Source organism: Pseudomonas sp. TE31087 (genome assembly GCF_057284075.1).
Window position 1 is genome coordinate 3,428,708 of record NZ_JBXVNN010000001.1, and the last position, 13,274, is coordinate 3,441,981.

The window sequence follows — 13,274 nt, forward strand, 5'->3', positions numbered from 1 at the left end:
CATGAATGCCTGGGCCGTAATCGTCGATCATCCGCCGTTCTTCTACACCCTGGCCGCGGTGCTGGGGTTGCTGGTGGGCAGTTTTCTCAATGTGCTTGTGTACCGGCTGCCGCTGATGCTCGAGCGCCAGTGGCAGCGGGAGGCGCAGGAGGTGCTGGGGCTGCCGCAGGCCGAGCACGAGCGCTTCGACCTGTGTTTGCCGGCGTCGCGTTGCCCGCATTGCCAGCGCCCGATCCGGGCGTGGGAAAACATTCCGGTGTTGAGTTACCTGGCCTTGCGCGGGCATTGCTCGGGGTGCAAGGCGCGGATCAGTGCGCGTTATCCACTGGTGGAGCTGGCAACCGCCCTGCTGTCGCTGCTGGTGGCGTGGCATTTCGGGCCGGGCGTGGAGGCGCTGGCGGTGATGCTGCTGACCTGGGGGCTGATCGTCTTGAGCCTGATCGATGCCGAGCACCAGTTGCTGCCGGATGTGCTGGTGCTGCCGCTGTTGTGGCTGGGGTTGGTGGTCAACGCCTTCGGGCTGCTGGTGCCGCTGGCCGACGCGGTGTGGGGCGCGGTGGCGGGTTACCTGAGCCTGTGGACGGTGTACTGGGTGTTCAAGCTGGTGACCGGCAAGGAGGGCATGGGCTTTGGCGATTTCAAGCTGCTGGCCATGCTCGGGGCCTGGGGCGGTTGGCAGGTTTTGCCGCTGACCTTGATGCTGGCCTCGCTGGTGGGGGCGCTGATCGGGCTGACGCTGGTGCGTTTGAAGCGCACGCAGATGGGCGCTGCGCTGCCTTTCGGGCCTTATCTGGCCATTGCGGGGTGGATCGCAGTGCTCTGGGGTGATGAAATAGTCGCTTCTTACCTGCAACTGCTTGGAACCTGATGAGCACAGCGCCTTTCACCCCCTGGATTCTCGGCCTGACCGGCGGCATCGGCAGCGGCAAGAGCGCCGCCGCCGAGCGTTTCGTCGAGTTGGGCGTGCACCTGGTCGATGCCGACCAGGCCGCGCGCTGGGTTGTCGAGCCGGGGCGCCCTGCCCTGGCCAGCATCGTCGAACGCTTCGGCCCGGGCGTGTTGCTTGAGGACGGCCAGCTCGACCGTGGCGCCCTGCGCCAGCAGATCTTCGCTGACCCTGCGCAACGGCAATGGCTGGAGCAGCTGCTGCACCCGTTGATCGGCCAGGAGATCTTCAGCTACCTGGCCAAGGCCGAGACGCCCTATGCGGTGTATGTGTCGCCGCTGTTGATCGAGTCGGGGCAGTTCAGCAAGACCCAGCGCATATTGGTGATCGATGCGCCGACCGAGTTGCAGGTGCAGCGCACCCTGCAGCGCGACAACACCAATCCTGAGCAGGTGCAGGCGATTCTCAAGGCCCAGCTGGCCCGGGAAGAGCGCCTGCGCCATGCCGATGACGTGGTGGTCAATGATCGTGACCTGCAATCGCTGCACGACGAGATCGACCGCCTGCACCACTTTTACCTGACTTTGCGAGGAGGCCAGCCATGAGCCAGCCGATGACCGTTGATTGCCCGACCTGTGGGGCGCCTGTGGAATGGGGGGAGAAGAGCCCGTTCCGACCGTTCTGCTCGGACCGCTGCAAGTTGATCGACCTGGGGGCCTGGGCGGCCGAGGAGCATAAGATCGCGGGGGCGGAAGAGTCGGAGGATGAGCTGTATTCGGGGGATCTGGAGCCGCGGCATTGAGGTAGGCGTTTTTAGAACGCTGATTGGTTCGACGTTGTTGGGGCCGCTTTGCGGCCCTTTCGCGGCACAAGGCCGCTCCTACAGGGGAATGCGACCGCCTGTAGGAGCGGCCTTGTGCCGCGAAAGGGCTGCACAGCAGCCCCAGAAAACATCACCGTTCTTCATCCTTCCACGGCGCCTGCAAATAACGAGTGCGGTTGAACGTCTCCAGCCACTCGGGGCAGAACACCACCAGGGCACTGATCACGGTGCCATTGATAAACGCCTCGGGGAACATCATCAGCCACAGGTAGCCAACAAAGTCGCTCAGCCACTCGGGCATGGCGAAACGCTCGTCCATCCACAACACCCCCAGCCCAGCCGCCAGGCACACCAGCACGGTCAGTGCGGCGGGGAAGAACCCGCAACAGAAGATATACACGAACAGGTTACGTGGCTGAGCACGCTCGACCAGGATCGCGCACACCTCGGTGACAAGCACTGGCAAGCCGACGATCAGCAGGCCGTTTACACCAATAGCGGCAAGGTCCTGGCGACCGAGCAGCAACAGGCCGAGCTGAGCCAGGAAGCCACCGAGCACCGCCAGCGGCCAATCCAGCAACAGGGTCACGGCGGTCATGCCGATGAAGTGGTACGACACGCCAGTATCGAAATCACGCCGCACCAGCCACAGCACGAACAGGCAGAACACCGTGCCGAACAGCAGGTGCTGGCGGCGGGTGTCAGCGAACAGCTCCACCCAGCGCGTGCGGCTGGCAGCCCAGATCAGCAGGGGCACGTAACCGAGCCAGCCAAGGGTGAGGCTGGTGCTGGACAAGACCTGTGCGCTGATCACCTGAACAATATCCCTGTCGGCCATATGGACAAGCCTGAGTCTACACCCATTCTCCCATTCGTCCGGTTGCTATAGGCTGACACCTCCTCTCGCTGCAGGACGCATCCCCGATGACCGAAGGCATCAATCTGCCCTTACTGTTGGGCGCGCTGTTCAGCGCCATCGCGGGGGTACTGCACCTGATGGTCATCGCCGTGGGCCCGCGCTGGTACCGTCTGTTTGGCGCAGGCGAACGCATGGCCCGGGCCGCCGAACAAGGGCGCGCCTACCCTGCCCTGGTCACCCTGCTTATCGCATCGGTGTTGCTGGTCTGGGCCGCCTACGCGCTGTCGGCAGCCGGTGTGATCGCGCCCTTGCCGTTGCTGATGCCGATCATCTGCCTGATCACCCTGGTGTACCTGGCCCGTGGCCTGCTGGGGCCGCTGTTGCTGGCCGGCACCGGGCGCAGCCGGCGCTTCATCGCGGTCAGTTCGGCGATTTGTGTGGGTGGCGGGCTGCTGCACTTGTTCGGAGTCGTGCAGCAGTGGCTGACGCTGGGCTGATTCCCACGCACAAACAGCATCTTACCGTCATCAATTAGCGACTAAGCTTGTCCCCATGGATGACTCAGACTACCTGCGCCTGCTTACCATCCAGGCCGAACAAGCCAATGCGTTCCTGTCCAATGCCCGCAAATGGGAACGCGAGCGTTGGGTCTGCCAGCGCCTGCTGCAAGGGCTGAACATTCCCTACCGCAGCGAGGACTTCACCCCGGCCGGGCAGGAGCCACCAGACGTGCTGTTCCGCGACGCGGCGTTCGAGGTGTTCTTCGTGCTCGACGAGGGGCGGCGGCTCAACGATGAATGGCGCGAGGAGCTGCAACGGCGGCGCAGCGCGTTTTCCCTGGCCCAGCTGGTGCGCCGCGAGCAGCGGCCCCGGCGGATCAGCGCCCAGGAACTGCTGGCACGTCTGGCGCCGACGCTGCGCAAGAAATCACACAACTACCGCGAACGCGGGCTGGACCTGGGCGAGCTGGACATCATCGCCTTCTCCAGCCTCAAGCGCGAAGTGCTCGACCTCAACAGCCATTTCCCGCCGCCCACCGAATACCTGCGCCAGGGCTGGCGCTCGCTGTCGCTGGTGGGGCCGACCTTCGCCAGGGTGTTGTTCGCCCACCCGGACGCGCCGGATTTCCTGCGCGGCAACCTGGGGCGCAGCATCGTGTTCGACGTAGGCATCAGTCTTTGATCCAGTGCCGGGTGTGTTTGCGATCACGTACACTCGGCGCCAGGGATAGAAAGCATTATCATTCGATCCATGCGTTTGCGTGAACGCTGTGGCGTACACGCAGTCACAAACGTCTATCTGACGAGGCCCACCATGACCAGCCGCCTGAATCCCGAAGATCAGCGTCGCGTCGATGAGTATCTGAGCGCCCCCCAGCATCAAGTCGAGCGCAGGCCCTTCCGGCCGTTGCTGCTCCTGTTGCTGGTGGTGGCCGTGACCATCGGTCTGGGCCTGTTGAGCCGCCTGCTGAGTGGACTGGTGCTATGAGCTGCCTTGCGCTCGCCCGCCCCTCATGCCGGACGCGGCCGGACCTTGTGTCCACGAATTCCGTAAAACTTGTGAGATATCCCCATGACTCATCGCATCGTGATTGTCGGCGGCGGCGCCGGCGGCCTGGAACTGGCGACCCGCCTGGGTAAAAGCCTGGGCAAGCGCAAACAGGCCGAGATCACCCTGGTTGATGCCAACCTGACGCACATCTGGAAGCCCCTGCTGCACGAAGTGGCGGCCGGTTCGCTGAACTCCTCGGAAGACGAACTGAACTACGTGGCCCAGGCCAAGTGGAACCACTTCAACTTCCAGATGGGCCGCATGAGCGGCCTGGACCGTGAAAGCAAACTGATCCAGCTGGCCGCGACCCTCGACGACGAGGGCCGTGAGCTGTTGCCTGCGCGCACCATCGGCTACGACAGCCTGGTAATCGCCGTGGGCAGCAACACCAACGACTTCGGCACCCTGGGCGCGGCGCAGCACTGCCTGTTCCTCGACAGCCGCAAGCAGGCCGAGCGCTTCCACCAGCAACTGCTCAACCACTACCTGCGCGCCCACGCAGGCGATGTGGCCAGCGAGAAGATCAGCGTGGCCATCGTCGGTGCCGGCGCCACCGGCGTGGAGCTGGCGGCCGAGCTGCACAACGCCGCCCACGAGCTGGCGGCCTATGGCCTGGACAAGATCCAGCCGAAAGACATGCACATCACCCTCATCGAGGCCGGCCCACGGGTGCTGCCGGCGCTGCCGGAGCGCATCAGCGTGCCGGTGCACAAGACCCTGGAAAAACTCGGCGTGATGGTGATGACCAACGCCGCGGTCAGCGAAGTGACCGAGGATGGCCTGAAGACCGCTGCCGGCGAAGTGATCCAGGCCAGCCTGAAGGTCTGGGCGGCGGGCATTCGCGCGCCGGGCTTCCTCAAGGACATCGATGGCCTGGAAACCAACCGCATCAACCAGCTGGTGGTGCGCCCGACTCTGCAGACCACCCGCGACGACAATATCTTTGCCTTCGGTGACTGCGCCGCCTGCCCGCAGCCGGGCAGCGACCGCAACGTGCCGCCACGGGCCCAGGCCGCGCACCAGCAGGCGTCCTTGCTGGCCAAGAGCCTGAAGGCGCGCCTGGAGAACAAGGCGCTGCCGACCTACGAGTACAAGGACTACGGCTCGCTGGTGTCGCTGTCGCGGTTCTCGGCGGTGGGCAACCTGATGGGTAACCTGATGGGCAGCGTGAAGCTGGAGGGCTGGCTGGCGCGGATGTTCTATGTGTCGCTGTACCGGATGCACCAGATGGCGCTGTATGGTTTCTTCCGCACGGCGATGATGATGCTGGGTAGCAAGATTGGGCGGGGGACTGAGCCGCGACTCAAGCTGCATTGATAAAAAAGCCTGGCAGCGCACTCAGCGCTGCCAGGCTTTTATTTGCCGGATTTGAACGAGGGTGAACGCGCTATCTGGAAACAACTTGGCGCGGTTTGACTATGTCGATCCGGACGTCCTGTTCCGACATCTCAGCCATGACCTGAGAAAGCTCGAGGATAGGCACGACAGCCTCTACCGTCTGCCCCGACACAGACAGGCTGCCTTCTATCAGCTCCGCACCGTGAATGGCCAGCCGCTGCTCCAGCTGCCGCTGCCAATCGACCAGCCGTGAACGCAAGTCTTCACGCGTCAGAACCTTGCCAACCTGGCGGCACTGCGCGGTCACCCTGACGGCCTCGGCACCGCCCGAAGTGTGCTCGGTCAGGCCCAATTGGCGCAGTTTTTCCACCTCTCGCATTTCCAGCATGAGCTCACACCTCATACATCAGTATTACCAATAACCATATCACGCTGGCGGCTCACGCCAGGTTTATCCGACCAGCGCCTACGACGTTCACCGGCAATGCCATGTTCGTCACCGCGCTCAGGATAGCCTTGCGCATGGCCGGCCCCGAGGTGCTCAGATTCTTCAGGCGACGATGCTGGAGAATAAGGGCGGCCACGCCCGCAACAATCGGAGTGGCCATGGATGTACCACTCAAGCGACCAAACAGGTCGGAGCGCGACGCCCCCTGGGCAAGAGACCCGTCAGGCATCCGAGGCGCAGGGATCGTGGACATGATATTGACCCCAGGTGCCACCAAATCGGGCTTTTCCAGCCCATAGGCCGTGGGGCCCCGGCTTGAAAACTCCGCCGGAAGGAACGTGCGCTTGGTGATCGCGCCCACCGTAATGGCCGAGCGTGAATGGCCAGGGCACGCTACCTCGGTATCGAATGCACTGCCATACCCCATTCTGCGCAGCGCTTCGGCCCGCATATGCTCGTTGCCTGCGGCAACACAGACGATCGCCCCGAACGTTGACGCATTGTCCACCGCAGTGCACAACGGGCAATGGCCATCGGCGCAAGCCCATCCATGCCCACCGTCCGCCCAGGCGGGGAGATGGTTGAAGCCCAGACTCATCGAGATGATATCGGCCTGCCGGTCCAAGGCGGCATCCACACCTTGAAGTATGGAGGTATGCTGGCCACTGCCATCCTGCCTCAGCACCTTCACGTTGATCAGATCCACATCGGGGGCGATCCCCCGGTAAATGGGATCATGCGAGGCAATGCTGCCCGCACAATGGGTGCCGTGGTATCCGGGAATTAGGTAGTCCTCACCACAGGTGGAGATGGAGTCCGCCACGACCAGGAAAGGATGTCGTACATCGATTCCCGAATCCAGCACCGCAACTCTCACGCCGGCCCCGGTCAGCAGGCCATGCTGATTCCTGAAGTTGTCGAGCCCTACATCGATCGTGGCGTCATCCATGAGTGTCGGATTGACGACGGGGTCGAGCTCGATCAAGTCAACTTCGTTCAACTGCGCAATGTCTTTCAGGCGATCGGGCTTGAACGCGGCTGCCAGCGAGCCGGCCAGGTACAAGGGGCGGGCCTGGCCACCGCTTACAGCATCCTTGAAGGGAGACACTTCATGATCGAACCGTTCCTTGAACTCAAGCCAGCTTTCGCCGGCGCGTGCCTTTTTCGCGTTCATCTTCACGACAACAGGCAGCCGGCCTGACTCGGCGGCTCCCCCTACATGTGCAGCGAGCAGTTGCATCTCCTGCGACTGCGAATCCTGAGTACTCCTTTCAATCCGGCTGAGCACATTGCGTAGCAGCGGTCCTAGCTTGGCCATGACAAATATCCTTATGGGCACGGTGGTGAGAAAGCAAAAAGCCATCAATTACCACAATAGCGAAGATCAGCTATTGCCCCCAGGCAAGTCCGCCGGTCGAACACCCGCTCAGCGCACCACGCGATATGTACTCTGCACAAACCCGCTCTCGTAACTCGTCGTGCGCATGTGCTGCAACAGCACATCCTTCGCCAACCCGCCGAACAACGGAATCCCCTGCCCCAGCAGCACGGGAATACGGGTGATGGTCATCTCGTCCACCAGTCCCTCGCGCAAAAACCCCTGGATCAGCTTGCCGCCATCCAGGTACAGGCTTTTGGCGCCCGTCGCCTGCAGGTGCTCGAGCAATGCCGGAATCGGCCCCGGGTGCAGTTCGACCTGCCCCGATACTACCTTGGGCAAGGCCTCGAGGGTGCTGCTGACCACCACCACTCGCGTATCAGGATACGGCCACTCGCCAAAGGTCATGACCTTGTCGAAGGTCCCACGCCCCATCACCAGCGTATCGACGCCCGCCATGAACCCCGCGTAGCCATGGTCGTCGGTGGATTGGGTGGCGCCCATCAGCCAATCGAGGCCGCCGTCTTCACGGGCAATGTAGCCATCCAGGCTGGTGGCGATGAAAACACGGGCTTTGAGGGACATGCGTGGCGCTCCTGCGGGCAAAGGCCACAGGGTAGCAAAGGGCGGGGATATAAATCGCGGACAAAAGAAAAAGGGCATCTCAGTCGAGATGCCCTTTTTACATGGTGGGTCGTGTAGGATTCGAACCTACGACCAATTGGTTAAAAGCCAACTGCTCTACCAACTGAGCTAACGACCCGGAAAATGGTCGGGGTGAGGGGATTCGAACTCCTGACATCCTGCTCCCAAAGCAGGCGCGCTACCGGACTGCGCTACACCCCGAGATTGGCTCCGCGACCTGGACTCGAACCAGGGACCCAATGATTAACAGTCATTTGCTCTACCGACTGAGCTATCGCGGAACTGAACTTCGGTACATCTTTACTGCTTCGAAGTCTGTGTTAGCTTCGAACTCTTTAGCTGCTTCGCTTTCGCGTTGTCGCTGCTGAGGCCGGCTATTCTACATTCTTCGTTTTGCTTGTCAACCACTTTTTTTCGTTCAACTTACTGATTTGTAAGTTGTTTTGCGATCTCCGATGTTGCTGGTGATTCGCTCAGTGCCTGACAGCGGGGCGAATATTAGGGGCACTCCGAATTTTGTGCAAGCACTTTTTTCAAAATTTTCAGCAAGTTAGGTAGGAAGCCGGAAAATCAGGGGTTTGCGGCGCCCGCACTGGCCTTATCGCGGGGCAAGCCCGCTCCCACGCTGATCGATCCCACGCATAGGGTACATGGTGGCACCGATCTGCGTGGGAGCGGGCTTGCCCCGCGATGGCGTCGGGATGACCCACATAAAAAAGCCCCGCTTTCGCGGGGCTCTTCATGACGGCAGTGATCAGCCGAAGACAATCTCCTCGCCCTGCACCTTCGCGGTGATCGCCGCGCCAGGCAGGAACTCGCCGGCCAGGATCAACTGCGCAAGCGGGTTCTCGATCCAGCGCTGGATCGCACGCTTGAGCGGCCGTGCGCCATACACCGGGTCGTAACCGACGGCGATCAGCTTGTCCAACGCCTCCGGGCTCAGGCTCAGGCTCAACTCGCGCTCGGCCAGGCGACCGCGCAAGCGGCCGAGCTGGATCTCGGTGATGCCGGCGATCTGATCGCGGCCCAGGGGCTCGAACACCACCACCTCGTCGATGCGGTTGATGAACTCCGGACGGAAATGCGAACCCACCGCGTCCATCACCGCCGCGCGCTGCGCCTCACGGTCACCGGCCAGTTCCTGGATCTGCGCCGAGCCCAGGTTGGAGGTCATCACGATCACCGTGTTGCGGAAGTCCACGGTACGGCCATGACTGTCGGTCAGACGGCCGTCTTCCAGCACCTGCAGCAACACGTTGAACACATCCGGGTGGGCCTTCTCCACCTCGTCGAGCAGCACCACCGAGTACGGCTTGCGGCGCACGGCCTCGGTCAGGTAGCCGCCCTCTTCATAGCCCACGTAGCCTGGTGGAGCGCCGATCAGGCGAGCCACGGAGTGTTTCTCCATGAACTCGGACATGTCGATGCGCACCATGGCCTCTTCGGTGTCGAACAGGAACTCGGCCAGCGCCTTGCACAGCTCGGTCTTGCCCACCCCGGTCGGGCCGAGGAACAGGAACGAGCCGCTGGGGCGGTTCGGGTCGGACAGCCCGGCGCGGGAACGGCGCACGGCGTTGGCCACGGCGGTCACCGCCTCGTCCTGGCCGATCACCCGCTCATGCAGCAGGCTTTCCATCTTCAGCAGCTTCTCGCGCTCGCCTTCGAGCATCTTGGCCACCGGGATGCCGGTCCACTTGGAGACCACTTCGGCAATCTCTTCCTCGGTCACCTTGTTGCGCAGCAACTGGTTGTCGGTCTTGCCGTGCTGGTCGACCATCTGCAGGCTGCGCTCCAGGTCCGGGATCACCCCGTACTGCAGCTCGGCCATGCGGCTGAGGTCGCCCTTGCGGCGGGCGGCTTCCAGCTCCTGGCGGGCCTGCTCGATCTTCTGCTGGATCTGCGCCGAGCCCTGTACCTCGGCTTTTTCCGAGGCCCAGATCTCTTCGAGGTCGGCGTACTCGCGCTCCAGGCGGTCGATTTCCTCGGTCAGTTTCTCCAGGCGTTTCTTCGCCGCTTCGTCCTCTTCCTTCTTGAGTGCCTGGGACTCCACCTTCAGCTGGATCAGGCGACGGTCGAGGCGGTCGAGCACTTCCGGCTTGGAGTCGATCTCCATGCGGATACGGCTGGCGGCTTCGTCGATCAGGTCGATGGCCTTGTCCGGCAGCTGGCGGTCGGTGATGTAGCGGTGGCTGAGCTTGGCCGCGGCAATGATGGCGCCGTCGGTGATGGCCACCTTGTGGTGCACTTCATAGCGCTCTTTCAGGCCGCGCAGGATGGCGATGGTGTCTTCCTCGCTCGGCTCCTCGACCAGCACCTTCTGGAAACGACGCTCGAGGGCGGCGTCCTTCTCGATGAACTGGCGGTACTCGTTGAGCGTGGTGGCACCGACGCAATGCAGCTCGCCACGGGCCAGGGCCGGCTTAAGCATGTTGCCGGCGTCCATGGCGCCCTCGCCCTTGCCGGCGCCGACCATGGTGTGCAGTTCGTCGATGAACAGGATGATCTGGCCTTCCTGCTTGCTCAGTTCGTTGAGCAGGCCTTTAAGGCGCTCTTCGAACTCGCCGCGGTACTTGGCGCCAGCAATCAGCGCGCCCATGTCCAGGGCCAGCAGGCGCTTGCCTTTCAGGCCGTCGGGCACCTCGCCGTTGATGATGCGCTGGGCCAGGCCCTCGGCGATGGCGGTCTTGCCCACGCCGGGTTCGCCGATCAGCACCGGGTTGTTCTTGGTACGGCGTTGCAGCACCTGGATGGTGCGGCGGATCTCGTCGTCACGGCCGATCACCGGGTCCAGCTTGCCTTCTTCGGCGCGCTTGGTGAGGTCGACGGTGTACTTGTCCAGGGCCTGGCGCGATTCCTCGGCGTTGGCATCGTTCACCGCCGCGCCGCCGCGCAGGTTGTTGATGGCGTTTTCCAGGGCCTTCTTGCTCACGCCCTGGCCGAGCAGCAGCTTGCCGACCTTGCTGTTCTCGTCCATGGCGGCGAGCAGCACCAGCTCGCTGGAGATGAACTGGTCGCCCTTCTGCTGGGCCAGGCGGTCGGCCTGGTTGAGCAGGCGCGCCAGGTCCTGGGACATGTTCACATCGCCCGTGGGGTTCTGGATTTTCGGCAGCTGGTCGAGCTCCTTGGTCAACGCCTTGCGCAGGCTGTTGATGTCGAAGCCGACCTGCATCAGCAGCGGCTTGATCGAGCCGCCCTGCTGGTCGATCAGCGCCTGCAACAGGTGCAGGGGCTCGATGGCCGGATGGTCCATGCCCACGGCCAGGGATTGGGAGTCGGATAACGCGAGTTGCAGCTTGCTGGTCAGTCGGTCTATTCGCATGGGGGATACCTTCCTTTAAAGGGCAGGCGGAGCGATGGACAGCACCTGTAATGAAGAACCTGCCTGAGATGACCAATAGATAAGGGTGATTCTGGAAGATTCAAGCGTAGCGGGGTTGACAGAGGTCAGCACCAGTGACGTGAGACAACGTGGGAGCGGGCTTGCCCCGCGATGGCGTCAGCAGTTGAGATTGAGGTGGCAGGGCCTGCGCTATCGCGGGGCAAGCCCGCTCCCACGCGATGTCCGCGTGGGCCGGGTAAGGTCAGCGCGGCTGCAGCCAGACCAACGAAGCAAAGCGCCCACCCTGCGGGGTGCGACGATAGGAGAAGAAGCGTGGATCGCTGACCGTGCAGAAGCCCCCACCATAAACGGCGGTAACGCCACGTGCCGCCAGGCGGATCCGCGCCAGCTGGTAGATATCGGCCATCAGCTTACCCGGGCGCTCACCCTCGACAAACGCCGAGGCCGTCTCGGGATGCACGGCGGTAAAGGCATCGCGCACTTCCATACCCACCTCGAACGCCTGCGGCCCGATGGCCGGGCCCAGCCACACCATGACCTCTTCAGGCGCCAGCGCCAGGCGGTCAAGTGTGGCCTCCAGCACGCCACCGGCCAGCCCGCGCCAGCCGGCATGGGCAGCTGCCACACGGGTACCGGCACGGTCGCAGAACAACGCAGGCAGGCAATCGGCGGTCATCACGGTGCAAGCGATGCCCGGCTGGTCTGTCCAGCTGGCATCGGCTTCGGCGACCACGGTGGGATCGGCATCCGCCACCACCAGCCCATGCACTTGCTTGAGCCAGGCGGGCTGGATGGCGAATTCTTCGCTCAGGCGACGACGGTTCTCGGCGACCGCCTGCGGGTCATCGCCCACATGGTCGCCAAGATTGAAGGATTCATAGGGCGGCAGGCTGACGCCGCCCTCGCGGGTGGTGACGCAGGCGCGAACCGAGGCCGGGGCCGGCCAGTCGGGGAGGATCAGCGACTGCGCCAGGCCACTCATCCGATGAAGCTCTCGCGGTCCTGGTCGAGCAGCGACAGCAGCCACTGGAAGTCATCCGGCAACTCCGACTTCCATTCCATGCGCTCACCCGTGGTCGGGTGGTCCAGCGCCAGGAAACGCGCGTGCAGGGCCTGACGCGGGAAGTGCTTGACCGCCTCGACCATGGCCACGCTGGCAGCCGGCGGGATGCGGAAGCGTGCACCGTAGGTCTGGTCGCCGACCAGCGGATAGCCGACATGCGCCATGTGCACACGGATCTGGTGGGTGCGGCCGGTTTCCAGCTTGACCCGCACATGGGTGTGCGAACGGAAGCGCTTGAGCACGCGGTAGTGGCTGACGGCCGGCTTGCCGCCCTCGGTCACCGCCATGCGCTGGCGCTCGCCGCCGTGACGGCCGATCGGCGCGTCGATCTTGCCGCCGGCGATCACCACGCCGACCACGATGCACTCGTAGATGCGGCTGACCGAACGTTTTTGCAGCTGGTCGACCAGGTTGGTCTGCGCCTGCAGGGTCTTGGCCACCACCATCAGACCGGTGGTGTCCTTGTCCAGGCGGTGCACGATGCCGGCGCGCGGCACGTTGACGATGTCCGGGACATGGTGCAGCAGGGCATTGAGCAAGGTGCCGTCAGGGTGACCGGCCGCCGGGTGGACCACCAGCCCGGCGGGCTTGTTGATCACCAGGATCTGGTCGTCCTCGTAGACGATGTCCAGCTCGATGTCCTGAGCCACCCATTCGCCCTGGGCCTCCTGCTCGGCTTCGAGGGCCAGGATGGAGCCGGTGTGGACGGTGTCGCGCGGTCGCAGCACCGCGCCATCGACGGTCAGGCGGCCATCCTTGATCCACGAGGACAGGCGCGAACGCGAGTACTCGCCGAACAATTGGGCGGCGACCTGGTCGAGGCGTTGGCCGCCCAGTTCGGACGGGACCTCTGCGCTAAGTTGAATGATCTCGGACATGCTCGAATCGACGGGCGTTCAGCCTTTGGTTTCGGCTGCGCGCTTGTGGTTAAATACGGCTTCTT

The 13,274-nt window shown here is 63.4% G+C and carries 14 protein-coding genes and 3 tRNA genes; 7 read left to right on the forward strand and 10 right to left on the reverse strand.

The features are described from left to right. The first annotated feature begins 1 nt into the window (after position 1). From ACZ899_RS15405 to yacG, 3 genes are read left to right on the forward strand one after another with little or no spacing between them, the layout of a single operon-like run. The gene (locus ACZ899_RS15405) at positions 2–868 is read left to right on the forward strand and encodes a prepilin peptidase (protein WP_234561306.1); all 867 of its coding nucleotides are present in this window, start codon (positions 2–4) and stop codon (positions 866–868) included. Then, positions 868–1,491 (forward strand): dephospho-CoA kinase, encoded by a 624-nt coding sequence (gene coaE, locus ACZ899_RS15410; RefSeq protein WP_028689885.1) that lies wholly within the window; start codon positions 868–870, stop codon positions 1,489–1,491. The genes ACZ899_RS15405 and coaE overlap by 1 nt, the downstream gene beginning before the upstream one ends. After that, positions 1,488–1,688, forward strand: coding sequence for a DNA gyrase inhibitor YacG (yacG, locus tag ACZ899_RS15415; RefSeq protein ID WP_011535705.1), 201 nt, complete (start codon positions 1,488–1,490; stop codon positions 1,686–1,688). Before coaE ends, yacG begins: the two co-directional genes overlap by 4 nt. 151 nt (positions 1,689–1,839) lie before the next feature. Here yacG and ACZ899_RS15420 read toward each other — a convergent pair whose 3' ends face one another. After that, positions 1,840–2,547: an energy-coupling factor ABC transporter permease gene (locus ACZ899_RS15420; RefSeq protein WP_234561305.1), complete on the reverse strand. Its 708-nt coding sequence runs from the start codon at positions 2,545–2,547 to the stop codon at positions 1,840–1,842. A gap of 86 nt (positions 2,548–2,633) precedes the next feature. Between ACZ899_RS15420 and ACZ899_RS15425 the strand changes: the two genes are divergently transcribed. The 4 genes from ACZ899_RS15425 to ACZ899_RS15440 all read left to right on the forward strand — a co-directional run bounded on the left by ACZ899_RS15425 (position 2,634) and on the right by ACZ899_RS15440 (position 5,436). Then, positions 2,634–3,065 (forward strand): hypothetical protein, encoded by a 432-nt coding sequence (locus ACZ899_RS15425; protein ID WP_234561304.1) that lies wholly within the window; start codon positions 2,634–2,636, stop codon positions 3,063–3,065. Positions 3,066–3,120: 55 nt separating this feature from the next. Then, a complete protein-coding gene (locus ACZ899_RS15430) occupies positions 3,121–3,750 on the forward strand; it encodes a DUF1780 domain-containing protein (protein WP_110739751.1) in 630 nt (209 codons plus the stop codon). A 132-nt stretch (positions 3,751–3,882) separates the two neighbouring features. Next, positions 3,883–4,056: a DUF3094 family protein gene (locus ACZ899_RS15435; protein ID WP_050703672.1), complete on the forward strand. Its 174-nt coding sequence runs from the start codon at positions 3,883–3,885 to the stop codon at positions 4,054–4,056. 84 nt (positions 4,057–4,140) lie between these two features. After that, complete coding sequence (locus ACZ899_RS15440; protein ID WP_234561303.1) at positions 4,141–5,436, forward strand: NAD(P)/FAD-dependent oxidoreductase; 1,296 nt, start codon at positions 4,141–4,143, stop codon at positions 5,434–5,436. Positions 5,437–5,506: 70 nt separating this feature from the next. Here the strand turns inward: ACZ899_RS15440 and ACZ899_RS15445 are convergent, their stop codons facing one another. The 9 genes from ACZ899_RS15445 to rluD all read right to left on the reverse strand — a co-directional run bounded on the left by ACZ899_RS15445 (position 5,507) and on the right by rluD (position 13,209). Continuing rightward, a complete protein-coding gene (locus ACZ899_RS15445; RefSeq protein WP_234561302.1) occupies positions 5,507–5,845 on the reverse strand; it encodes a hypothetical protein in 339 nt (112 codons plus the stop codon). Positions 5,846–5,897: 52 nt separating this feature from the next. Continuing rightward, positions 5,898–7,223, reverse strand: coding sequence for a S8 family serine peptidase (locus ACZ899_RS15450; RefSeq protein WP_234561301.1), 1,326 nt, complete (start codon positions 7,221–7,223; stop codon positions 5,898–5,900). Positions 7,224–7,331: 108 nt separating this feature from the next. Beyond that, positions 7,332–7,868: a dihydrofolate reductase family protein gene (locus ACZ899_RS15455; RefSeq protein WP_234561300.1), complete on the reverse strand. Its 537-nt coding sequence runs from the start codon at positions 7,866–7,868 to the stop codon at positions 7,332–7,334. A gap of 102 nt (positions 7,869–7,970) precedes the next feature. After that, positions 7,971–8,046: transfer RNA gene (locus tag ACZ899_RS15460), tRNA-Lys, on the reverse strand. 6 nt (positions 8,047–8,052) lie between these two features. Further along, a tRNA-Pro gene (locus ACZ899_RS15465) sits at positions 8,053–8,129 on the reverse strand. Positions 8,130–8,133: 4 nt separating this feature from the next. Then, positions 8,134–8,209 (reverse strand) — tRNA-Asn (locus ACZ899_RS15470). A gap of 473 nt (positions 8,210–8,682) precedes the next feature. After that, positions 8,683–11,247 carry an ATP-dependent chaperone ClpB gene (gene clpB, locus ACZ899_RS15475; RefSeq protein ID WP_234561299.1) on the reverse strand — a complete coding sequence of 855 codons (2,565 nt, stop codon included), beginning with the start codon at positions 11,245–11,247 and terminating at the stop codon, positions 8,683–8,685. A 262-nt stretch (positions 11,248–11,509) separates the two neighbouring features. Continuing rightward, positions 11,510–12,250, reverse strand: coding sequence for a peptidoglycan editing factor PgeF (pgeF, locus tag ACZ899_RS15480; RefSeq protein ID WP_234561298.1), 741 nt, complete (start codon positions 12,248–12,250; stop codon positions 11,510–11,512). Further along, complete coding sequence (gene rluD / locus ACZ899_RS15485) at positions 12,247–13,209, reverse strand: 23S rRNA pseudouridine(1911/1915/1917) synthase RluD (RefSeq protein WP_203648040.1); 963 nt, start codon at positions 13,207–13,209, stop codon at positions 12,247–12,249. Before rluD ends, pgeF begins: the two co-directional genes overlap by 4 nt. Positions 13,210–13,274 lie beyond the last annotated feature (65 nt).